This is a genomic window from Ileibacterium valens (assembly GCF_001945525.1).
Taxonomy (GTDB): Bacteria; Bacillota_I; Bacilli_A; order Erysipelotrichales; family Erysipelotrichaceae; genus Ileibacterium; species Ileibacterium valens.
Map to the genome: position 1 here is coordinate 1 of NZ_MPJW01000196.1, position 22203 is coordinate 22203.

At 48.3% G+C, this 22203-nt stretch carries 27 protein-coding genes and 1 pseudogene; 7 read left to right on the plus strand and 21 right to left on the minus strand.

Annotated elements, in window-relative coordinates:
* From BO222_RS10245 to tnpA (BO222_RS10255), 4 genes are all read right to left on the minus strand, one after another.
* On the minus strand, positions 1-1206 hold a 1206-nt coding region (locus BO222_RS10245), incomplete at its 3' end, for an IS66 family transposase (RefSeq protein ID WP_143357004.1).
* Between the two features lie 38 nt (positions 1207-1244).
* Positions 1245-1616, minus strand: coding sequence for an IS66 family insertion sequence element accessory protein TnpB (gene tnpB, locus BO222_RS10250; RefSeq protein WP_075820707.1), 372 nt, complete (start codon positions 1614-1616; stop codon positions 1245-1247).
* A complete protein-coding gene (locus BO222_RS14275; protein ID WP_269843631.1) occupies positions 1613-1747 on the minus strand; it encodes a hypothetical protein in 135 nt (44 codons plus the stop codon). Before BO222_RS14275 ends, tnpB begins: the two co-directional genes overlap by 4 nt.
* A 5-nt stretch (positions 1748-1752) precedes the next feature.
* Positions 1753-1938 (minus strand): IS66 family insertion sequence element accessory protein TnpA, encoded by a 186-nt coding sequence (tnpA, locus tag BO222_RS10255; RefSeq protein ID WP_075820708.1) that lies wholly within the window; start codon positions 1936-1938, stop codon positions 1753-1755.
* Here tnpA (BO222_RS10255) and BO222_RS10260 point away from each other — a divergent pair.
* Positions 1924-2403: a hypothetical protein gene (locus BO222_RS10260; protein WP_075820709.1), complete on the plus strand. Its 480-nt coding sequence runs from the start codon at positions 1924-1926 to the stop codon at positions 2401-2403. The genes tnpA (BO222_RS10255) and BO222_RS10260 overlap by 15 nt on opposite strands.
* Before the next feature lie 298 nt (positions 2404-2701).
* On the opposite strand, the gene BO222_RS10270 is transcribed toward BO222_RS10260, so the two are convergent.
* The 5 genes from BO222_RS10270 to BO222_RS10285 form a co-directional block, all read right to left on the minus strand.
* On the minus strand, positions 2702-3667 hold the full coding sequence (locus tag BO222_RS10270; protein ID WP_075820711.1) for a Gfo/Idh/MocA family protein: 966 nt from the start codon (positions 3665-3667) through the stop codon (positions 2702-2704).
* On the minus strand, positions 3664-3798 hold the full coding sequence (locus BO222_RS14280; protein ID WP_269843632.1) for a hypothetical protein: 135 nt from the start codon (positions 3796-3798) through the stop codon (positions 3664-3666). Before BO222_RS14280 ends, BO222_RS10270 begins: the two co-directional genes overlap by 4 nt.
* A 73-nt stretch (positions 3799-3871) precedes the next feature.
* Positions 3872-4615: a transaldolase family protein gene (locus tag BO222_RS10275; RefSeq protein ID WP_233131249.1), complete on the minus strand. Its 744-nt coding sequence runs from the start codon at positions 4613-4615 to the stop codon at positions 3872-3874.
* 71 nt (positions 4616-4686) lie between these two features.
* A complete protein-coding gene (locus BO222_RS10280; protein ID WP_233131250.1) occupies positions 4687-5628 on the minus strand; it encodes a glycyl-radical enzyme activating protein in 942 nt (313 codons plus the stop codon).
* Positions 5591-7942 carry a glycyl radical protein gene (locus BO222_RS10285; protein ID WP_075820713.1) on the minus strand — a complete coding sequence of 784 codons (2352 nt, stop codon included), beginning with the start codon at positions 7940-7942 and terminating at the stop codon, positions 5591-5593. Before BO222_RS10285 ends, BO222_RS10280 begins: the two co-directional genes overlap by 38 nt.
* A gap of 304 nt (positions 7943-8246) precedes the next feature.
* Between BO222_RS10285 and BO222_RS10290 the strand changes: the two genes are divergently transcribed.
* A complete protein-coding gene (locus tag BO222_RS10290) occupies positions 8247-9011 on the plus strand; it encodes a DeoR/GlpR family DNA-binding transcription regulator (protein WP_075820714.1) in 765 nt (254 codons plus the stop codon).
* A gap of 83 nt (positions 9012-9094) precedes the next feature.
* Here the strand turns inward: BO222_RS10290 and BO222_RS10295 are convergent, their stop codons facing one another.
* The 9 genes from BO222_RS10295 to BO222_RS10335 form a co-directional block, all read right to left on the minus strand.
* Positions 9095-9439, minus strand: coding sequence for a hypothetical protein (locus tag BO222_RS10295; protein ID WP_075820715.1), 345 nt, complete (start codon positions 9437-9439; stop codon positions 9095-9097).
* A gap of 81 nt (positions 9440-9520) precedes the next feature.
* Positions 9521-9715, minus strand: a complete 195-nt coding sequence (locus tag BO222_RS10300; RefSeq protein ID WP_075820716.1) for a hypothetical protein — start codon at positions 9713-9715, stop codon at positions 9521-9523.
* Positions 9716-9937: 222 nt separating this feature from the next.
* The gene (locus BO222_RS10305; protein WP_075820717.1) at positions 9938-10585 is read right to left on the minus strand and encodes a phosphate signaling complex PhoU family protein; all 648 of its coding nucleotides are present in this window, start codon (positions 10583-10585) and stop codon (positions 9938-9940) included.
* Positions 10585-11337, minus strand: a complete 753-nt coding sequence (pstB, locus tag BO222_RS10310; protein ID WP_075820718.1) for a phosphate ABC transporter ATP-binding protein PstB — start codon at positions 11335-11337, stop codon at positions 10585-10587. Before pstB ends, BO222_RS10305 begins: the two co-directional genes overlap by 1 nt.
* Positions 11330-12247 carry a phosphate ABC transporter permease PstA gene (pstA, locus tag BO222_RS10315; protein WP_083647789.1) on the minus strand — a complete coding sequence of 306 codons (918 nt, stop codon included), beginning with the start codon at positions 12245-12247 and terminating at the stop codon, positions 11330-11332. The genes pstB and pstA overlap by 8 nt, the downstream gene beginning before the upstream one ends.
* Positions 12244-13110, minus strand: coding sequence for a phosphate ABC transporter permease subunit PstC (gene pstC / locus BO222_RS10320; RefSeq protein WP_075820719.1), 867 nt, complete (start codon positions 13108-13110; stop codon positions 12244-12246). Before pstC ends, pstA begins: the two co-directional genes overlap by 4 nt.
* A gap of 24 nt (positions 13111-13134) precedes the next feature.
* Positions 13135-14034 (minus strand): substrate-binding domain-containing protein, encoded by a 900-nt coding sequence (locus BO222_RS10325; protein WP_198932070.1) that lies wholly within the window; start codon positions 14032-14034, stop codon positions 13135-13137.
* 216 nt (positions 14035-14250) lie between these two features.
* Positions 14251-14445: a hypothetical protein gene (locus BO222_RS10330; RefSeq protein ID WP_143357005.1), complete on the minus strand. Its 195-nt coding sequence runs from the start codon at positions 14443-14445 to the stop codon at positions 14251-14253.
* Positions 14446-14465: 20 nt separating this feature from the next.
* On the minus strand, positions 14466-14774 hold the full coding sequence (locus BO222_RS10335; RefSeq protein WP_075820721.1) for an NADPH-dependent FMN reductase family protein: 309 nt from the start codon (positions 14772-14774) through the stop codon (positions 14466-14468).
* A gap of 132 nt (positions 14775-14906) precedes the next feature.
* On the opposite strand from BO222_RS10335, the gene BO222_RS10340 reads away from it, so the two are divergent.
* Entirely contained in the window at positions 14907-15353 is a 447-nt protein-coding gene (locus BO222_RS10340) for a TetR/AcrR family transcriptional regulator (protein ID WP_143357006.1), read from the plus strand.
* Between the two features lie 309 nt (positions 15354-15662).
* On the opposite strand, the gene BO222_RS10345 is transcribed toward BO222_RS10340, so the two are convergent.
* A complete protein-coding gene (locus BO222_RS10345; protein WP_075820723.1) occupies positions 15663-16175 on the minus strand; it encodes a vWA domain-containing protein in 513 nt (170 codons plus the stop codon).
* Between the two features lie 116 nt (positions 16176-16291).
* The gene (locus BO222_RS10350; RefSeq protein WP_075820724.1) at positions 16292-17275 is read right to left on the minus strand and encodes a hypothetical protein; all 984 of its coding nucleotides are present in this window, start codon (positions 17273-17275) and stop codon (positions 16292-16294) included.
* Positions 17276-17616: 341 nt separating this feature from the next.
* Here BO222_RS10350 and BO222_RS10355 point away from each other — a divergent pair, with 341 nt between their 5' ends.
* The 3 genes from BO222_RS10355 to BO222_RS10365 all read left to right on the plus strand — a co-directional run bounded on the left by BO222_RS10355 (position 17617) and on the right by BO222_RS10365 (position 20640).
* Positions 17617-18792 carry an AAA family ATPase gene (locus tag BO222_RS10355; RefSeq protein ID WP_075820725.1) on the plus strand — a complete coding sequence of 392 codons (1176 nt, stop codon included), beginning with the start codon at positions 17617-17619 and terminating at the stop codon, positions 18790-18792.
* A gap of 23 nt (positions 18793-18815) precedes the next feature.
* The gene (locus BO222_RS10360) at positions 18816-19343 is read left to right on the plus strand and encodes a hypothetical protein (RefSeq protein ID WP_075820726.1); all 528 of its coding nucleotides are present in this window, start codon (positions 18816-18818) and stop codon (positions 19341-19343) included.
* Between the two features lie 283 nt (positions 19344-19626).
* Positions 19627-20640: an alpha/beta hydrolase gene (locus tag BO222_RS10365; RefSeq protein WP_158024597.1), complete on the plus strand. Its 1014-nt coding sequence runs from the start codon at positions 19627-19629 to the stop codon at positions 20638-20640.
* 138 nt (positions 20641-20778) lie between these two features.
* Here the strand turns inward: BO222_RS10365 and brnQ are convergent.
* A pseudogene (gene brnQ / locus BO222_RS14120) lies at positions 20779-21975 on the minus strand (branched-chain amino acid transport system II carrier protein).
* Between brnQ and tnpA (BO222_RS10380) the strand changes: the two are divergent.
* Positions 21961-22146, plus strand: a complete 186-nt coding sequence (gene tnpA, locus BO222_RS10380) for an IS66 family insertion sequence element accessory protein TnpA (RefSeq protein WP_075820730.1) — start codon at positions 21961-21963, stop codon at positions 22144-22146. The pseudogene brnQ and the gene tnpA (BO222_RS10380) overlap by 15 nt on opposite strands.
* Positions 22147-22203 lie beyond the last annotated feature (57 nt).

The window sequence follows — 22203 nt, forward strand, 5'->3', positions numbered from 1 at the left end:
GATCAGAGCAAGTGCTTCTTGAGCCTGACCTCTGACGGTTTCATTTCTGCAGACCAGACTTGCCTCGATGAAGTACCTTCTTGCATGGACCCAGCAGTTTGCCAGCTTTGCACCTTCTATCTGGGAGCAGCCACTGTAGCCATCAACCAGCAGAGTGCCTTCAAATCCTTTAAGAAACTCGGCGGCATATCGTCCTGAACGTCCCTGCTGACAATCAAAAAGGACAATCGGAAACTCACAGATATCCGCTGTCCGGTACTGCCAGATGAAAGATCTGGTTTTCCTTCTCGTGACAGATTCATTGATCACTCTGAGCGATGTTTCGTCTGCCTGGATGTGATCGCTCTGAATCAGAAGCTCTCTGAGTCTGTCAAACAGAGGGACAAAGTAGATCTGCGCAGCCGAAATGATCCAGCTGCACAGAGTTCCTGAAGAAACGCTGAACATTCCCATTTCTCTGAACATCGTAATCAGAAGATTGGTGGGAATCTGATAGAGCGTTTTGAAAGCAATCGCCAGAGCAAGCAGCGAAGCAGAGGCCCAGCTGCCCGGCAGAAGAGGTCTGGGAGCCAATGCCGCAACAGGAGCAAGAGTGCATTTGTCACTGTCGACAGCCTTTTCATGACAGTTTGGACAGCCATAAGTCACACCTACATACTCAATGACTCTGAGTTTAGGAAGTTCAGCCTCAATCCCGTAGCGCAGATGCTCCTGGCCAAATGGAATGAGCTCATGAGTGCAGTATTCGCAGATCCTTTTATCCTCGTCGAGTTCGATCACGACCTTTTCGACATCGAGACTCATCCGTTCGATGAGTTCCTTCATTGTCGGTTTGGGTTTTCTGGTTCGGTTCTTCTTAACAGGCCGATGAGTGTTCAGCTTTTTGGAAGAGTCGGATTCAGGAGCGGAACCAGAAGAAGGAGTGGAGTCAGAATCATTACTGTCGTCATCATCTTTCTTCTTGTCACTGGAACGTTTCTCCGATTTCTTTGCGTAGCGCTGAGCCGCCATCAGAGTGATCTGCTCAGTCAGAGAAGCGATCGTTGTATTGGCTGCTTCAACCTGTTCGGTCAGCGAATGGATAATTTCATCTTTTTTCCGGTTGTCCTTGAGAGCGTCGTCCAGTTGCTGGCTGATCTTCACAAGCTGCTGAAAAAACGGATTTGAAGAGATGTTAGATGTGTTTGCAGAGCTGTTTTCTGGCATAGTATTCACCCATCACATTATACCATAAAACAGTCTGTTTATGCTTTATATAAAGTATTTTCAGATCTTTTTGATGCCTGTTTTATACTCGTTTTCTGAGTGATTGAAAGACCGTCAAGCAGCCATCTGAGCTGCTGTTCACTGAGTTCAAGAACCTCATTTTTGTCTCTTGGCCACCTGAATCTGCCGCAGCTCAGCCTCTTGTAAAGAAGCAGATAGCCATCTTCCTGCCATAGAAGCCCTTTGATTCTGTCTGACTTTCTGCCGCAGAAAAGAAAGAGGACATTCTGCATGGGATCAATATTATGGACGTATTCACAAAGAACGCCGAGGCCGTCTATTCCCAGGCGCATGTCAGTATAGCCTGCTGCCAGATAGACTTTATCTACATTGATATTCTGAAGATTCATGCTCCGAGTTCCTTAAGAATCCATCTGATCATTTCAGGACTGGCATCATTGTGAATTCTTATGTCCAGCTGACCGACAGACAGAGTAACAGCGGCCGAATTGTCAGAGATGGCAGCGGCATCAGTCTCCACAAACTCTATCCCTTCTGTTTTCGCAGAGCTTTCCAGTCTTCGTTTCCAGTAGCCAAAAGAAGAGAGTAGATCAGGTCGTTCTTCTGGCAGAATTCCTTCTGAGAAAGGTCGGAGAGGTGATAAGCCTGAACCTGTCTGGTCCAGAACTCCCGGTTTCCTTTTCGAGTTGGTGCATAATGGTAATTCGGCATAATGAAAAATCCTCCAGTTTCGTTGTAGACAATCTACCAACAGTTACTGGAGGATTTAACCCCGTCAAATATAAAGAACTTACGCAGGAAAACAGGCTCGATCAGGCAGACAAGACGGTTTCGGTCCATGAAGGACTGTATCTGAGCGATGATCCCAATGATCAGAACTGGGATTACGCCTGGTCTTCAAGAATGAAGATCTCCGCTCTGACAGAGAAAAAGGATCTCGATGCCGTTCTGATGGACAGAAGAGACTTCGACATTCTGGCCGGCGGCGGACTTCTGGCCGATCTTGACAAGCTGCTTGAAGCGGATCCTTTACTGAAAGAGTCTCTCAGGCCGTATCTGGAAGACAATACGGAAATCAAAAACCTGCGCTCACCGGATCTTCTGTTCGAAGAAAATCCCGACGAGACTGATATTGAGAAAATTTCCTATCCGATGGCTCTTCGCCTGCAGGATTAAGAAGCTGTGCAGAAGATGCAGCTGGATGGCGAGATCTATCTTGGCATTCTGAAAAACAGCCTCCGCACCTCTGAATCCCTCGATTTCATTCGTCTCTGGATGGACGAAGACAATAAGAGCGCATCGGAGTGAACGGATCCTCGAATCGCAAAATCACAACTGAACCGGAACGTCAAAAATGGCCGATCCGCCTGATCATCCTGATCAGAGGGCGGATCTGCCGTTTTCTGTTTTTTTCTGTTTTTACTGACTGTCTGCAGATGGATGACTGCAGCTCAGAGCGTCTACTGTGCTTTATCTATTCAAAAGGATAGCGGATGCCCCACTGTCTGCGCACGTCGGTCAGAATTTTCATGACATCCACAATGCGCTGCAGGTTCTCTCTGGAAGAAGCCGGATCCTGCACATAGTTTTCCATTGCTTCAAGCTCATAGGTCAGGGCCTGACCGCTCTGGCCGGCTTCAACGACTCTGGTCACTCCATCGATGATTACGCTGGCCTTATCGGCTCTTGGGAAATCATAGACTTCGAGATAGCCTTTCTGTCCGGCGGCCATGCCCCGTTTTGGCTGTTTGGCGAGCATCGTCAGAGAGATTACGGCGATTTCGCCCTGATCGTTCTTGAGCAGAATGCCGCTGCTTTCATCGACGCCGGTCTGATATTTCTCAACCGTTGTCAGAATGGTGTCCGGCTGGCTGCTCATGAAATATCTTGCAAAGCTGACGGCATAGACCCCGATATCGAGCAGGGCGCCTCCGGCAAGATCCATCGAGAAGAACCGTTTTTTCGGATTGTCTTCCTTCAGTGAGCCGAAGTTGACCTGAATCATCTTCATTTTTCCAAGCTCAGGCAGCACGTCTTCTCTGAGCTTCTGATAGAGCGGCATATGAAACAGAGTGACGCCGTCCATGATGACAAGATCCTTTTCAAGCGCGATCCGCACGCATTCTTCAAGCTCTTCGGCATTGACGACGATCGCCTTTTCGCAGAAGACATTCTTGCCGGCAAGCAGAGCGTCCTTCATCATCTGATAATGGGTCGAATGCGGAGTCGCGATATAAACGATATTGATTTTCGGATCCTTTAACATTTCACGGTAATCGGTATAGACATCCGGTATCTGATGCTCATCGGCGAATTTCTTTCCGCCTTCCATGGTGGTGGAAACAACCGCCTGGATGTTCTTATGGCTTTCGTTAAGGGCGGTGGCCATTTCGCCGCCAATCCAGCCCTTGCCGATAATTCCCCAGACACACTCTTTCATTGTTTTCTCCTTTCCCATCCCGCAGGAATGGCTGTGCTTTTCTGATAGCCCTGTACAAATACAAAAGATGCCGGCTGCTTTCCGGTTTTTTCAGGCGAAAGCGCGCCGGCTTTTTCATTGACTGCTTTCATTGTTTTTATTATACCGGATCATTTCTGCTGCTGTCCTGGTCAGAAAGCATGACGCTGATCCGCACGGTTCTGATTATTCGCCAAACAGGGTTTTGCGACCGTAGGCCTTGTCCCAGTTTTCGGTGAATTCTTCAACAGCGAGTTCTGTTGCCGGGTGATTGTACATCTGGGTCACAACATCCGGAGCCACAGTAACAGCCTGGATACCGTTTTCGATCAGCTCATTGACCTGGTTTGCGTTCTTGAAGCTTGCTGCGATTACTCTGGCCTTCATATTGTTGGCGGAAAGCATATTGAGCAGGCGGACAACTTCAGCAACGCCGTTGGTGTAGTTGCAGATCCGGTTGACATAAGGAGCCAGATAATCGGCGCCGTTGGCAGCGGCCAGGTAGCCTTCCGCAGCGGAGTAGATGGCGGTTGCCAGCGTGTGAATGCCTTCCTTGGCGCACTGTTTGATCGCCATAAGTCCTGCTCTGGTTACCGGAATTTTTACATACATGTTTTCCGGACGAAGAGCGGAGATTTTTCTGGCTTCGGCCATGATACCGTCATAATCAGTGGATACGACATGCACGAACATTTTCTGTTCCGGACGCAGAATGCTGATGATGTCGGCGATCGCCTGTTCTGGATCCTTGCCGGATTTGGTGATGATGGTCGGGTTGGTGGTGACACCATCGATACTCAGAAGTGTATCGAGATCTTTGATGGCCTTTGTATCGGCTGTATCGAGCATGAATTCCATAATGTTTTTCTCCTTTGCCTGGTCCGGCTTTACTGTCTGTATATCCTGGTGACTGTTCTGAACCATCTTCATACCAGTCTTTACCTGCTTATATTTTTATTTTATCTCTTCAGTGTTTTTACTATTGAATACTGAACAGGACGTTACTCTTCTATGATGTTATAAACCCCGTGCTCTCTGGCGACGTTGCGGAAATGCTCCATTTCCTGCTCTGAAAACGGCTGATGATTTCCGGCGCGGTAGGTTTTCTGCACCATTTCATATTTGGATGGAGCGAGCGGGTTGTAGTTGAGCAGTTCGTATTTCACATCCGGATCAATTTCTGAAATCCAGGAAGCGATGGCGGCGATGTTTTCATCATCCGCTGTATAGCCCGGAATCAGGGGCGTCCGGATAATCACCTTGTCTCTGTGTTCTTCGGAGGAAAGCAGCCAGCGGGTATTTTTCAGGATCAGCGTATTGTCCTGTCCGGTTGCTTCCTTATGCTTTTTAGGATCAAGAATCTTGATGTCACAGAAGATCCGGTCGAGACTTGGTGCGATCTTTGTTACTAGTTCATGATCGCCGAAGCTGCTTGTTTCGATCGCAGTGCGGATGCCTTCCTTTTTGCAGGCTTTCAGAATTTCATCGAGAAACTCTCCCTGCATCAGCGGCTCGCCGCCTGAAAACGTCACGCCGCCGTTGTGCCTAAAGAAGACTTCATCTTCTCTGATCTTTTCGATCAGCTCATCTATGCTCCATGGTTTTGAATCATAGCGGATGGCGCCTGACGGACAGGCGTCTACAATTGCACCGAAACTCTCAGCAGATTCTCTGCTGAGCAGCAGCTTTTCATCCTTCCACTTCAGCTGGCCGGCTTTGGCAGCCTTTTCGCATCGATGGCAGTGAATGCACTGGCTTTTCAGATAGACTGGCTGTCTTTTTGCTTCCAGACCTTCCGGATTCTGGCACCAGCGGCAGCGCAGGGGACATCCCTTGAAAAAGACGGTGGTCCTCAGCCCGTCTCCGTCATGAACCGCGAAGCGCTTGATGTCAAAGACGAGGGCTTCAGATTTCGGCATAGCTGGTGCGCTCAATGATTTCATCCTGCAGCTTTCCGGCAAGTTCGACAAAGTAAGCAGTATAGCCGGCAACTCGGACTGTCAGCGACTGGTGACGCTCCGGATGCGCTTTGGCATCAAGCAGATCTTCACGGCTGACGACGTTGAACTGAATGTGAGGAATCTTCAGATCCACGAAAGCGCGCAGGAAATTTTCAAATTTGTCTCTGCCGGTCTGTGTTTTAAAGAACTCCGGCAGAAATTTCATATTGAGCAGGCCGCCGTTTGTGGTGCATTCGTTGTACAGCCGGCTGACAGATTTGAGCACAGCTGTCGGTCCTTCAAGGTCTCTGCCGTAGGCCGGCGACATGCCGCCATCGGCCAGCGGTTCTTTCGCCTTTCGCCCATCCGCGCCTGCGCCGAGGTTTTCTCCCATCGGGACATGAGCGCTGACCGTATACATACCGGTGTGGTATGGCCCTCCACGGTAGTTTGTGTAATCTCTCATACGGTTTCTGAAGTACTTTGCCCATTTGGAGCCAAGCTCATCGACCCACTTCACATCGTTGCCGTATTTGGGGGCTTTTTTCAGAAGCATGGTCTGAATGATCGCGCCTTCATTGCCTTCAAAGTTGTTTTGGATGGCGTTTATCAGCTCTTCTTTTCCAATTTTCTTTTCATCAAAGACGAGCTCCTTGACTGCCGCAAACGAGTCAGCCAGGTTGGCTGCCTGAATCATCTGGATGCCGGACAGGTTGTATTTTGCCCCGCCGGCTGTGACATCGACACCTTTAACCAGACAGTCATCGATCACGCTGGAAAGAAAGGCGCTTGGCAGGCAGTTCTGATGAGCCTTTTCGACGACTTTTTCCGCCTCCATCATTTCATCAATGAAATAATCGAGTGTTCTGCGGAACGCCTCTTCGAGATCTTCAAATGTCTCATAGTCTTCAAGTCCGCCATAGTCAGGACCGAGCTGCTCACCGTTCAGCAGACATTTTCCATGGTTGAGGTCGAGCTCAAGCGCTTTATTCATGTTGAACATGGCCGCATCGCTCCATCCGAGGTTGTTGCCCTGGGTGGTCAGCTCCACACAGCCGACGATGGCGTAGTTTCTGGCGTCCTTCTCTTCGATGCCGAGATTTTCGAGCGGTTTTATAATCGCTTCATCGTTGAAGAACTGCGGCATGCCGCTGCCTCTGGCGACGACTTCGATCGCTCTCTGCATCAGTTCATGAGAAGAATTCTTATTCAGACGGACTGACAGATTTGGCTGCGGCAGTCCAAGATCATACTGCGCATCCAGAAACAGTAGTGAAAGATCATTGTAAATATCATTGCCGTTTTCATCTTCGCCGCCGATGGCGATGTTGAATCCAATCGGGAATCCGGCGAAGTATTTGGCGGAATGGGCGTTTCTGAGGTAGACGATCTGGTTGAATTTGAGCCAGAGCGCTTCGATCAGTTCAAGCGCCTTCTGTCTGTCGATTCTGCCTTCGCGGATGTCCTTTTCATAATACGGCCACAGATACTGATCCATTCTTCCTGGTGAAAACGAAGAAGCGTTGGATTCCATGTGCAGAATGGTGTAAAGAAACCACAGGCTCTGCAGCGCTTCATGGAACGTCTGCGCCGGACGGATGGCCAGCGATTCACAGATCTCTGCCAGATCATTCAGATCCTGGGCATGCTCCGGGCTTTCTTCGGCTGTTTTTCTGAGCAGATCTGCATAGCGGCGCATGAATGTCTGCGCGCCTTCAAGCGTCCAGATCACACTCTGGTAGAAATCCGGATTTCCCGGATGGTTCTTCGCATTTTCCTTTGCCAGTTCGATCAGTCCGGCTGGGCCTTTTTTCAGCCAGAGCTCTGTATCCGGACAGATATGGCCCTGAGCATGGTCTTTCTGGTTGATCTTAACGACCTTGCTCATGGCTGAAATTTCCGGGCCGTATTCTCTGGAGATCACATCCTCCATCGAATTGCCATGCCAGTACGGATAGATTTCTGTTCTGAATGTTTCAATGTCGCCGGGATGAACCGAGAAGCGGTCCTGCTCTCTGGTGGGCAGGGTTTCAAATTCTTCATTGACCCATCTCAGACCGGATTCCGGAAAGACAATACCGGCTCTGACGCCTTTCGAGCGGTTGCCGACGATCAGCTCTTCCGGTTCGACGCTGATTTCGAGCTCTTCTAGGCATGTCTTTAAAGCGAGTGCCCTTTTCAGCGGTGTGCTGAGGGTCTCGTTTTCCTGATAGACGCGGGTGATGATTTTTGCCTGTTCAATTGAAGCGAACCTTTCTTCATCAAGCATCTTCTTTTTGAGAGTTTCAATTCTCTTCGAGTTCTTCAGTTTTTCCATCGCTGCACTTTCTTTCTGTATTGTTACCAACGATCCGCCTTGCTTTTTTCCGGCGGATCTCAGCTGTTTTCTTTTTCTGATCCTATTGTGAATCCTGGACTTCCGGCTTTCAATTCAAAAAAATCAGAAAGGTAAAAAGACGATTTGTCTTTGTTATTCAAAAAGTTAAACCCTTTGTTTTGCTTCATTCAAAAAGTTAAACTTTTTTCTGTACGATTTCAGACCAAAAATCGGAAAAATAAAACATTCGGAAATTTTATAGTAAGATACAGAAAACAAAGGAAAAGAAGAGGAGGCAGGAGTTATGCGCAAATCTAAGGAGAAAAGGCTGCAGCAGATTCGGCAGATTCTGTCAGAAACCGATTCGATGCCGGTCAGAGATCTGGCAGAAAAGCTCAATGTCACTCCGGAGACGATCCGCAGCGATCTCGACCTGCTCGAAGAACAGGGGCTGATTGAGCGCAGCCACGGTTTTGCCAGGGCGCTGAAAACCACGGTGGAGATTCCCTTTGAAGTTCGAAAGACCGACAACTATGAACTGAAAAAGGCGATCGCCACCGAAGCGATCCGCCGGATTGAAAACGGGTCGACTGTCTTTCTCGATTCCGGAACGACAGTCTACTGCGGACTGGAAATGCTGAAGTCGAAAAAGGATCTGACGATCATCACCAACACGCTGCCGATCGCCGACGCCTGTCTTGATATGAACTTTGATGTCGTCTTTGTCGGCGGCAAGCTCAGCCGCAAGGGCAAAAGAGCGGACGGCTATTTTACCGAGATGATCCTCGATCAGCTGCACATCGATCTGACCATTCTGGCTTCCGACGGCGTGCTCAACCTCGGCGGCATCAGCGTGTATTCGCCGGATGAATACGGTACCAAGCGCAAAGTCAAGGAAAGAAGCGACATACTGATCGGACTGATCGACTCGACAAAATTCGACCGGCGCGGCACCTACAAAGTGCTCGATTTCAGCGATCTCGATCTGATCATCACCAATCCGCTGACTGAAGAACAAAGAGCGCAGGTGCAGGGACAGACTGAAATCTACGAAGTTCCGGAAAACTGATCTGTACTGAAGCCATCCCGATGGACGCACTGTTTTTTTTCAGAAGAGATTTCTGAGGATACGAAAGCCGCCGGCTCAAGCATTTATCTGGATCCGGCGGCCTTTTCTTTTGCGATGATTTCGGCGATCCGTTTTCTGATCTGGACGGCTTCTTCGGATTCATCCTGCAGTTTTGCAAAGATGGCATCCGCCGCTTTCAGACATTTCAGTTCTTCCTTTGGCTTCTGCATAGCGTGCCAGGCATCCACCTGCGTGATCTGGCAGAGCGCCTGCAGCCTGGTCGAAATCGGCTGACTTTCCATACGCTTCATCGGCTTTTTCAGCTCCAGGAGCGCGCCTCTGTAATTCTGGTCCTCGAGACATTCTCTGGCGTTTTTCAGAGCCCGGCGAATCCACATGAATTCCCGGTTGTTCAGCTCAATGGGCAAAAGAAGTCCCTCCCTGTCCGGTTTTCAGAATCCCTCTGAGAGAATTGTATTCCTCTGCAGCCGGATCTATCCGTCTTTTTTTTAGCCTTTGATTTCGTCAGCGTCTCTCGAGAATTCCTTTTCGCATTCACCCCGGACTTCATCAGCTCTCTGCGGACGGCTGTAGGCATCATAATCGGCTTTGTATTCTCCATCCGGCTGATCCACCATTCTTTCATAGGATTCTTTCTGATGTTTCTTTTCCTGTTCGTTCTGACAGAGCGTATCCTGTTTCATCAGGTTCTTCTCCTTTCCAGCCGGAACGAGGACTCTGACGATCGGATCCCGGCATTCTGTTATTTTCTTTATCGTGCCATCCGGATTACCGTCGTAAAAGCGAGCTGACCGCTGTCAGCGCCATGTTTATTCTTTCGAACCATCCTGGCTCCATGCAAAAGCCGGGAGAGCTCCAGGCCGCATGAATTCCTCTTTCAATTGATGTCTTCTGAGATCTGTTTTCTATCTGTCTTTTTCAGAAAGAGGATTTTTCAGATCATCAGCGATCATGACGCAGTGATCCGCGATTCTTTCAAGATACTTGGCCGCCATCAACAGTTCGACGGCCTGTGCGCTTTCCGTGTTGTCACGGATCAGCCAGGTCTTGATTTTTCCATACAGATAATCAATCTGATCATCGAGACGTTCAATATCTCCGTCCTGATTTTCGGAAAGCTCCATGACCGAGCGCATGGCAGCGGCAAACTGCTTTTCAGTCAGGACGCACATATTCAGAAGATCTCTGACAAACTCGTCTGTGCTGATTCTTTCGAGTGTCTTTGAAAGATCCAGACAGAGATGGGCGATTCTTCCAAGGTCTGTGCTGACTCTTGTCGCCACCGTAATCAGGCGCAGATCTTTCGATACCGGCTGCTGTCTGAGAATCAGAAGAGAGCATAACCGGTCGATGGATCTCACTCTGATGGCCGCCTCCCGCTCAGCCGACGCAAAAGCGTACGTCGAAATATCCGTGTTTTCAGCAAGAACACGTTCAATGGTTTCAAGCATCCGCCGGCAGATCCCGCCGAGATCCTTCAGCTGTGCTCTCAGATCCGCGAGTTTCTGATCATAGTGCAGACGGACACTCTTTCCTGTTCTGACCTGTTCCATTATCCGAACCTTCCTGTGATGTAGTCTTCCGTTCTCTGATCTTTCGGATCGGAGAAGATCTGTTCTGTTTTTCCCGACTCTACGAGTTCGCCAAGCAGGAAGAACGCGGTATTGTCGGAAATACGGACTGCCTGCTGCATGTTGTGGGTAACGATCACGATCGTATATTTCTTTTTCAGAGCCTGACAGAGCTCTTCAATTTTGGCGGTGGAAATCGGATCAAGCGCGCTGGTCGGCTCATCCATCAGAAGGACTTCCGGGCTGACGGCGATGGCTCTTGCGATGCAGAGTCTCTGCTGCTGGCCGCCGGATAAGGAGAGCGCGGATTTCGAAAGCCGGTCATGGACTTCATCCCATAAGGCGGCGTCCCTGAGCGACTGCTCGACAATGGCATCAAGCTGTTTTCTGCTCCGGATCCCATGCGTTCTCGGACCATAAGCCACATTGTCATAGATGCTCATATCAAAGGGGTTTGGCTTCTGAAAAACCATGCCCACTCTTTTTCGCAGCAGATCCACATCCGGCAGATCCGGAATGTTCTGTCCGTCAAGCAGCAGACTGCCTTCCACTCGGCAGCCCGGGACGAGATCGTTCATCCGGTTGAGGCATTTGAGGAGGGTGGATTTGCCGCAGCCGGATGGTCCGATCAGCGCCGTGATTTCATTTTCCGGGATATCCAGGCTGATATTTTTCAGCGCCTGAAACTTTCCGTAATAAAGATCGACGTTCTGGATATTCATCTTGTTATTCATGATCATTTTTCCTTTTCATCAGTCTGCCGGCCAGTCCGGAAGCCGCATTGAGCGCGATCGTCACAGCCAGCAGAACCAGTGCGGTGGAATAGGTCTGCTGAATATACAGACCCTCGCTTGATAGAGCGTACATATGAACGGCGAGCGTTCTTGCCGATGAGAGCAGGTCCGGAGCCGCTTTGGCCAGAGTACCGGCGGTAAAGATCAGCGCGGCGGATTCGCCGATGATCCGTCCTGTGGACAGGACAATGCCGTTTAGAATGCCGGGCATCGCTCCCGGAAGAACAATTCTGAAAATCGTTCTGACTTTTCCGGCTCCAAGGCCGTAGCTCGCTTCTCTTCTTGATGCCGGCACTTCCCTCAGCGCTTCCTGCGTGGTCTTGATGCCTAAAGGCAGCACCATCATCACCATCGTCAGAGCGCCTGATGTCAGGGAAAGTCCGAGATGGCAGAAGCGGACAAAGAAGATCGACCCGAACAGACCGAATACAATCGAGGGAACACCGCTGAGCGTCTGCACAGCCATCAGGATGACTTCCGAAAACCGGCTTTTCGGTTTTGAGAATTCAACCAGGAAAATGGCGCATCCTACCGAAAGGGGAATGCTCAGCAGCAGGCTGAACAGAACCATATAGAGAGTATTGATCAGAGCCGGCATCAGGGATACGTTTTTCGAATTGTAGGTCCAGGAAAAAAGCGAGGGTTTAAGCCCCGGAATGCCGCGGATCACGATATCCATAATCATATAAAGTAGCAGCGAGAACGTCAGCATCGCAAAGCCGTAAGTCAGAAACCGCAGAAAACGGCTCTGCAGATCTCTGGCTCTTCTGCTTTTTGAGGTGTTTTTTAAACTTCCTGCATCATTGGGCGAATTTTCCGAGACCGGCTGGAGAACAGTTTCGCTTTTCATACCATCTTTCCCTTTCTTTCATAGACAGAAAGCAGCAGGTTGATCAGCAGAATAATCAGCAGGAGCACGGCGCCAGTGGCAATCAGCGCCTCTCTTTGCAGACCGGCGGCATAGCCCATTTCCATCGCGATATTGGATGTCAGCGTGCGGACACCTTCAAGCAGCCCAGCGGGCATGACAGGCTGATTGCCGGCGACCATCATGACGGCCATGGTTTCGCCGGCCGCTCTTCCCAGGCCGAGAATCAGAGCGGCAAGAATCCCCCCTCTTGCCGCCGGCAGAACAGAATGAAAGATGCTTTTTTCATGGGAGCTGCCCAGCGCGCGGCTGCCGTCATAGATTTCCTGACCGACCGCCTGAATGGAAGTCAGTGAAATACTTGCTACAGTCGGCAGAATCATAAAGCCAAGAAGCACGCCGGCGGCCAGCAGGCTCATACCGCGGCCGCCGAAGGTATTTCTGATGAACGGCACCAGGGTGGTCAGACCGAAGAAACCGTAGACAACAGAGGGAATTCCTGCCATCAGCAGGATGGCGCCGTGAAAAAATCCGTACATCTTTTTCGGACATTCATACACGAGATAGACAGCGCACAGAACGCCTGCCGGAAAGCCGGTCAGAATGGCCAGTCCGGTGACCGCGCCTGTCGCGCAGATCATCGGCAGAATGCCGTATTCTCCGGCAGAGGGCTGCCAGACTGTGCCGGTAAAGAACTGAACGAAACCGACCTGGCTGATAGCCGGCCATCCGTTGGCGAAGAGGAAAAAGCAGATCATTGCGACCGAAATAATACTGATGACCGAAGCCAGCAGACAGAAGAAGCGCATGATGTTTTCAGATGTTTTTGTACTGATCCTGTTCATAATCAAAGTGAAGAGCCGGCTTTCTTATCCGGCCGCTTCATCCCAGGTCGTGATTTCTCCTGTATAGATCTTTCTGACAGCATCGGAGGACAGCTCATCAGCCGCGTTGTTCTGATTGACGATCACGACAATGCCGTCATTGGCGATGACTTTGGAAGTGACGCCGAGATCTTTTTCTTCATCCTTGAGGTCACGGCTTGCCATGCCAATATCGCTGATGCCGTCTGCTGCATCAGTAATTCCTGTCGAAGAATCAGACTGCTGTACCTCAACGCTCACACCCGGATTGGCTGTCTGATACGCTTCAGAGAGTTTTTCCATCAGGGGCGTGACTGAACTCGAACCGGAAACCACCACTTTGCCGGACTCGGCCTTTTTTTCATAAGCGCCGGTTCCATCTACCGGAATATAGCCTTCTTCTTCGACGATCTTCTGTCCGTCATCGCTCATGATGAAGGCGACAAAATCGTCTGCAGCATCGGAAAGCTGCTCTTTGACAATCAGATTGAATGGACGGCTGATCTTGTAGGAGCCGTTTTCAACATTTTCGGCTGTCGGTTTTGCTCCGTCGATTTTCAGACCTTTGACGGTGTCATTCATCGAACCGAGCGAAATATAGCCGATGGCTGCCGGATCATTGGATACGTTGGTCATCATGACTGAAGTTGAATTGGTAACCGCGGCTGTCGGGATGGTCAGATCTTTTTTGGATCCGTCTTCCTGTTTTTCTTCAATGCCGAACAGTTCGACAAAAGCGGAACGGGTGCCGGATCCGTCTTCTCTGGTCATGACGCCGATTTCATTTCCGTTGCTCTGCCCCTCATCGGCATTCGTATCCGCTGCCGGAGCGGAAGGCGCGCAGCCGGCTGCCGCAAAAAGTGCGGCTCCCAGGCAGACGCCCATCAGATTTTTCATGAATTTCATACTTAAATTTCTCCTTTACTGTTTTTCAGGTACAGGAGAAGTATAGAAATCAAATGTAAAACTCAGGTAAACCATGGGATAAATGAAGTTTAATTTTGTGTAAAGCGCATATCAAGTCTTCATCAGGAAAACCGCAAAAAAGCGGACCTTCAATTCATGGCGGTCCGCCTTGATCTATAAATTTCCACGAATGTTCAGAACAGCCAAGACACTCAGTCACCGGCTGGCTTGCAGCTGCTGTCTGATCTCTGCGGCCGCCTGTGCGACCTCTTTTTCTGACATCAGATCGATTTTCTGACCGTAGGTGGCCAGCAGCTCAGCATTTTCTCCTTCTTCCGGATGCTTTTCGATCATCTTTTTCAGCATCCACATCATCATCGAATCCTTCTTTGAAAGCTTTGCATAGTCCATGCCGCCTCTTGCCGAAAAGATCACTGTTTCAATATGAGGAAAGCGCGCAGGACAGCCACCTGCAGAGCGGCTTTTGTATCGGGCCGCTTCGGATCGCTCAGACCGAAGGTGACAACAATGGCTTTATTCAGACCCGCATTTCTCAGAAGCGAGAGCGCCTTTCTGCTTTTATAGAGCGCAGAGGCGTACATCGGCATCACAAGAACAGGAAGTTCGTCTCTGTTCATGAAGTCCGTTTCTTCGAGGTTCTGAACATCCAGAGCCAGCTTTTCTGAAAGCCAGTGCGCGATCTGCTCTGATGTTCCGTATTTGGAAGCGTAATAGATCATCTTTGATTTCCTTTCATCCATTTCTGACATTTCTGCCAGATCTTTCTTGTTTCTGCCATTACGAAAGTCAGATCCTCTCTTCTCAATAAGAGGAAACAGAAGGCAGGCATGTGTGACATGGAGAATTTTTCGATGATCCAGAAACAGAACACGCGCTTTTATATTGAAAAAGCGCTCTTTGAATGCCTTGAAACCGTCTGCTGGAATGATCTGATTGTCTCGATGGTCTGCACTCAGGCGCAGATCAGCCGCAGAACGTTCTACCGGCACTATAAAAATCTCCATGACTTCATCCGTCAGTGGTTTTTCGCACTCGAACAGGACTATCTCAGGCAAAACGATGTTCTGGATCATTACGGTCCGGCCCGGATTTCCAGAGATCTCTTTACTTTTTTTGCGCCCTATCAGAACGAGCTCGTTCTGCTGACAAAAGCCGGCTATGACCTGCAGCCGGTCTTCCTCGGTGCCGCTTCAAGAAGCATACCCGGCCGTGCACCGGTTTCTGCAAATCTCGAAGACTCCCCACTGGCCTGGTTTTCAGCCGGCGGATTTTATGTTCTGTGGATGGACTGGATATAAAAAGCAGCCAGCAGACCGGTCTCTCAGTAAGAGCTGCCGGATTTCTGCTGGCTGCTTCTGTTTTTATCGATGGTCTGCTGACTGCTGTCTTCAATAATGTTCTGGATGCTGAAGATTCAGAGAGGTTTTTATTTTCCGCTCTTTCTGCTCTTTTTCGGACGGCTTTCTTTTCTGGAAGTCCGTTTGATTTTTGCTTTCGAGAGCATTTCGTCAAAAGAACATCTTTCTTCATTCATCGACGGCATTGCGCACAGGACTTCCCCGAGATCTTCAAAAACGCCTCTGGTGCCTCCCTCATATCGAGGTGCATTAATTATAGGAGAACACCCAATCAGCACTGATGCCGATACAGCCCGCTTCCGAAGCCGCGTCGAGATCTTCGGCGAGAAACAGGAATTCCCAGCCATCGTTCATGCACTGCTCAATCAGTTTTCTGACTTCATCGGTGCTCCACCTGAGTGACGCGTTTTCCTGACCGTCAGTGGTGATGGCCACAATGGTCTTTTCCGGCACATCTTCTTTTCGGACATATTTATGAATGGTCTGGATGTGGCTGCCGGTTTCACCGATGGCATCATAAAGTGCTGTCGAACCGCCTGGTCGGTAGTCATGTTCTGTCAGATGACGGATGTTCTTTGCATTTTCTCTGTCATGAATCATCTGCGGTCTGTTCGAGAACATCACAGTGGTGACAAGCACATCGCCTTCCTGATCGTTCTGGGCATCGATCATCGAATTGAATCCGCCGATCACATCCTTTTCCTGTCCGTACATCGATCCGCTCTGATCGAGAATAAATACCAGTTCTGTTGTCTTTGCCATATCATTTCCTCCTCACTTCGAAAATCTGATTTTCAAAGTTCTGTTCTGATGATTCGAGTATAGGAAATGAGAAGGTTTCAAAGGTCGCCTGGCATGCGACATTGAATTTCAGATAATCAGGAGCCGATCAGCGGCTGATCGAAGTGAAAGAGGATCTGATTGACGCGCATCACATCAAAAATGCCTCTGTCAATGCAGTACTGGATGATGCGGTCGGCCCGGCTTGCCGGATAAAACGCATAGCCGGCACTCTGCAGAAGCTCTTCTGTCTCATCGAGATCGAGCCCAAGGGCGATTGCAAAAGCAAGAACGGTCTTTTTGGCCGGATGATAGTTCGGATTGCTGCGGATTTTCGAGAACAGGCGGCGGTCCACATTGGCTTTTTTATAGATTTCGGCATCGCTTTTCTGACTTTCGTCAATCAGACGCAGCAGTCTGGCCGAAAAGCCGTCTTCAAGATCATGAAAATCCAGATCGAGATCATCGAAATCCAGCTCCTGTGTTCCAGACGCAGAAAATTCTGGATAAATGTCCGGTCTGCTCTGCGCCGAAAAGCTGATCGATGGAAGCAGATCCGCCATATCTTCTTTTTCCAGATCGTTTTCAGACAGGTTTCCAGGAACCGTTTTATGTTCCGGCTCCTGAAGCATGGATGGCTTTTCACTGATCAGATAATCCGGGAAAACGGGCGTTTCCAGCCACTCAGAGATCTCTTCTGTCAGTTTTTCCGAAACAGGCAGCTCATAACTGTCCGGCAGAATAAAAATGACTTCAGATTTATTGTTATCAGAAGTGAAATCTTCGCTCTGTTCGAGAATCTCATCCCAGTCCTCAGGTGTCAGAAGGCGCAGATCTTCCTGATCTCTCAGGCGGAGATAGACTCTTCGTCTCTTATCCTTTCTGGAATGCCGGATTGCATTGCGGATGGAACTCAGAATCCGCTCTGCAGGAGTTTCCGGTTCGCTGTGCTGGCTGACCATCATTTTGATTTTCTGAAGTGGACGGTCCTCCAAAGAAGAATCAGAAGGAATTGAAATAACTGTTCTATTTTTTGAAACGATGGGATAGAGTTCGTGCTCACGCATCAGAAAAACTGGCATATAGATCCTCCTCTCTGAACAAAACAATAAACGGATTTTCTGTAGAAAAGAAGATAGACGGTTGCGAGGACAGAATCTGTATTCATCTTTTCGGAAACTCGCTAAATGAAACTGGCTGGTAATTACCAGGAACTGGAATCAGAAGGGCAATCTCATAGATTGAATAATACTGATCTGAATTATTTCTATGTTCTGTTCAGCAAAATTTTGCTTAGAAATACAAGATCTCCATTAAAAGATCCAGTAAAATATTTGCTTAAATAACGCATTACCAGTAATTTATATATAAATAATAGAATATTCTTCGATTTATTTTAAATAAATAACAGGAGATACGGAAAATGAAACTTCTCAGAATAGAATATGATGACTTTGTTCATTTCAGAACACCAACTACGATTGATTTTTATGCCGATAAAAATATTACTCAGTCCGATAAAGATAAGCTATACAGCCTGTCAAAAAAGAAAAATGTCTATCTCAACAACGTTATCGCTCTGACAGGTTTAAATGCTTCCGGAAAAACGACCATGCTCAGCATGATTCTTTTTGTCATAAAATATCTCCGAAATATTCAGCTGAATCAGATCCCTGAAAAAAGTGCTTTACGTCTTCTTCCTGATCATGAGGTGAGAATAAAAGTATATTTTGCGCAAAATCAGGATATCTGGCTGCTGGACTCTGTCATCCGTGCTGATCATAGCAGTCATGACTCTTTATGTTTTGTCAGTGAAAGTCTTTCGAAATATAAAAATGGCATCAACAAACCGAAGTATTCAATGTTCGAACACGGGAATTACCATCAGGTCACTGACAGAAGTGAAATGAGTGAATATCTCGCTCCTGATGCAAGCATGATCGTTCACTTCTTAAATACGAATAACGTTCAGATTTATGTCAGTGATTATCTGAACTATACAAATCACAATATCCTGAAGCTAATCACCGATTTTCCGGAAGAGCTTCTGGAATATCTGGATCCCTCAATTGAGTATCTTAGATTCGAAATTAATTCGAAAACAAGAATCTGCGATGGAGTGAGACTGAAATTCAAGAACTGTGAAGAAATCCTTCTATCCTCTCCGGATCAACTGGAAGCTTATTTATCTTCCGGAACAATTAAAGGCCTTGGAATATTTGTTTCCGCGGTCATTACAATGATAAACGGCGGTTATCTGGTCGTAGATGAGCTTGAAAACCATTTCAACGCGCAGATCTCGGCTTCCCTCATTCGACTGTTCTATGATCCAAAAATTAATATAAATGGAGGAACACTGATTTTTTCAACTCATTATCCTCTCCTGCTCGATCAGATTGACCGTCTGGACTGTATTTATCTTCTTCAGAATAAAGATCTGATTTTCGCTTCCAGAATGGATCATATTCTGCCTAGAAAAGACATCAAGAAGAGTGATATTTTCATTTCCGGATATCTCGAAGGAACGGCTCCCGATTATCTGCCATATCGAAACCTGGTAAGAGCATTGATCTTCCGAAACTCAGATCAAAAAATTTGAAGCTGATCAGATCGAGGTCAAAAATGGCTGATCAGTTTGTTGGCTGTGTCTGTGAAGGAAGCGCCGAAATGGCTGTTATCAGAGTTCTGCTGGAAAATGATCTTCTTAAATTCACTGAAGAAGATCTGATCAATCCCAACGATATGCTGCTGAGGAATGGTAGAGAGTTTTCAGGCCGATATCTAGGTGCTAGATACCCAGAAAAAGTCAAAATCTTCTACATTCATGATTCTCACCATGAGAAATTCGTTCTTCCTAAAATGACAAAACAGAAAGCCGAAGTGTTTAACGTCATAACAGCTCCGGAAATCGAAATACTTCATATCATCGATCAAGACTGTCATGACACTTACCGTCAAAAATTTAAGAGCAAACTGAAGCCCAGTGAGTTCTGCAAGCAGAAATTACGAATCAATTACAGCAAGTCGTACCAATACAATTATGACTACTGGAATTCGAAACCTAAAAATCTGGTTAAAGCGATCAAAGAATATGACAGGGTGACCAGCAAGCCAAAAGGCGAATTGAATCTTTCTGATTTGCTGAAATAGTCACCTATGTTGATGCATAGGTGGAGCTCTAATCTTTCGTAATTCAGATAAAAATGGAATCTAATCCCGGGAGACTGGTCTATACATCACTGTCTGAGCTTTTGAACAATCAGCCTTTTAACGAAAAAGAAGTCTGAAGATCATGTTGGCAGAATCTTCATCAGCTGATCGGAATCTAACGAAAAGCTGTTTTGCAAGCATCCGGATTTCACAATCAGAAGAAAGCACAGCCTTCTGGAAAGGAGGCAGATCATGCACCGAAAACAGAAAACAAGACTTCTCCTTGGCCCGCTTGGCTTTTGCGCTGCCTGGAGTGCCTGGCGAAATCCCCACTATCCGCTTGCTCCTGGCTACCGACTGCTCAACAAGTTCTGGATGCCCGGCTGGACTCACCCAGAAAACCGCGGAAATCTCCAACCGTTTTATGCTGGCTTCCGGTTATGATCCGGCCAGCCTGGGCATTCAGACTGATGATATTTTCGTTCTCTCCAGAGACGGTGTTCAGATACCGGTCACCCTCTATTCCGAATACGGATCGGACGGCCACTCTCCCTGCCTGCTCTACTTTCATGGTGGTGGATTCTGCACCAAAACCAGTCCTCAGTATGAAAGACTGATGTCCGAATATGCTGCCGGCGCTCACTGCAGAGTCATCTTTGTCCATTACCGTACCTCAGACCGGCATCTTTATCCGATTCCATTCAATGACTGTGTTGATGTGCTCTCTTCCATTGTCCAGAATCCATCCCGTTATGGGATTAATCCGCAGCGGATCATTCTTGGCGGCGACAGTGCGGGCGGATGCCTGGCTTCAGGCGCTGCTCTCTGGTGCAGAGACCATCAGATTCCGATCCGGATGCAGTTTCTGATTTATCCGATGACCGACTGCCGGATGCAGACAAAGACAGACCGGAAATACTGGGACGCTCCGCTCTGGAATTCTCCATTAAGCCGCCGCATGTGGCAAATCTATCTGCGAAAGGGGATCGATGAAAAGCATCCGGGTTATGCGAGTATCCAGCTCGAAAATGATCTTTCTGATCTTGTGCCTGCTTATATCGAAGTGCAGGAATACGATTCGCTGCGCGATGATGGAACAGAATATGCAGACCGCCTCAAAGAAGCCGGAATTCCTGTCGAGCTGACAGAAAATGCCGGCAGCATTCACGGTTTTGATGTTCTGTTCTGGACAGATCTTTCCAGAACAGCAATGAAAAAGAGAATTGCCGCCCTCCGCAGAGAATTTGCCATCGATTTTCTGCCTGTCATCCAAGGCCAGTCCGTCCTTTCAGTCTGAATTTCATTTGTAATAAAATTCAACTGTATATCTGCAGTAAAAAGCCGTTCAGCTTCCTGAAACGAAGATTCCGGATCAGAAGCTGAACGGCTTTTTTATGGATGATTCATGAAGGTTTTATTCAGAGACGCAGACTTTTTACTGTTTTATGGTCTGTGAACTTTCACTCTTCTGCGTCTCCTGTTTCCCTTTTACAAAATAAAGAATCAGGGAAACAGCCAGGATCAGGATCGCGATCGGACAGATCAGAGACAGAACTTTCCCGCTCCAGGAAAGAACGGCATTCAGTCCGGTGCAGGCGGTAATCGCGCCGATCAGTGTGAAGGCGAGCAGCCAGGACCGGTAGGAAAGCTTCGGCGCCAGTTCGCTGAAATATTCCGAAGTGCAGGCCAGCAGTGAAGCGCAGACATTCAGACAGGCGATCAGAAAAATCATTCCGCAGAGAATTCTTCCGGCGCTGCCCCAGCTCATGTTTCCGGCTTCAGAAAGAATCTGCACTCCATTTTCTGCGCTATGCAGAAGGGCGCTTTCTTTCATCGCGCTCAAAGCGAGCAGGTTGTAGATGGCTGCCAGAAGAAAACCGGCAAGTAAAGAAGCGGAAAGCATGGCGGCATGCTCATTCTCGATTTTCTCCTGACGGATGTTAATTTTCAGAATCGTGCCAAAACAGAAGGAGGCCAGGATGTCTATGGTCTGATATCCTTCATTGAGTCCGGCAAAAAACGGATGAGCCGTATATCAGGCAGCCGGCGCAGCCACATCAGAGCTTCTGAACAGGATCGGAACGCACAGAAACAGGATAAGAGCGATCAGCAGACCTCCCATCACCCTGCCAAGGATATCCTTGGGCTTTCCGGGATGCATCACCATCAGTGCGGCAATGGCAAAGAAGGCAAAGATGCAGATCCACATAATAAATCCCTTCCCGATCAGCCAACTCCACATTTCAGCAGCAGTCGAAGCAGTACGGGGGATGGCGATGCAGGGGCCGATCAGCATATAGACGATGGTCATGAAGATGGGACCGAGCGGTTTCCAGATCCGGCTGATCGTGGAAAAAGCATTCTCAAACAGGGAGATAATCGCAGCTACGGCAATCGGCATGACAACCGCCGTGATCAGCATTCCGGCCAGGACTTTCCAGGCAGAAAAGCCGGCCTGTGCGCCGAGATACGGAGCAAAGATCAGATTCCCGGCACCAAAAAACATAGAAAACAGGGTGATGCCAAGAATGATGGTAAGTTCTTTATATTTGACGGGGTTAAATCCTCCAGTAACTGTTGGTAGATTGTCTACAACGAAACTGGAGGATTTTTCATTATGCCGAATTACCATTATGCACCAACTCGAAAAGGAAACCGGGAGTTCTGGACCAGACAGGTTCAGGCTTATCACCTCTCCGGCCTTTCTCAGAAGGAATTCTGCCAGAAGAACGACCTGATCTACTCTCTTCTTTTGGCTACTGGAAACGAAGACTGGAAAGCTCTGCGAAAACAGAAGGGATAGAGTTTGTGGAGACTGATGCCGCTGCCATCTCTGACAATTCTGCCGCTGTTAGTCAGG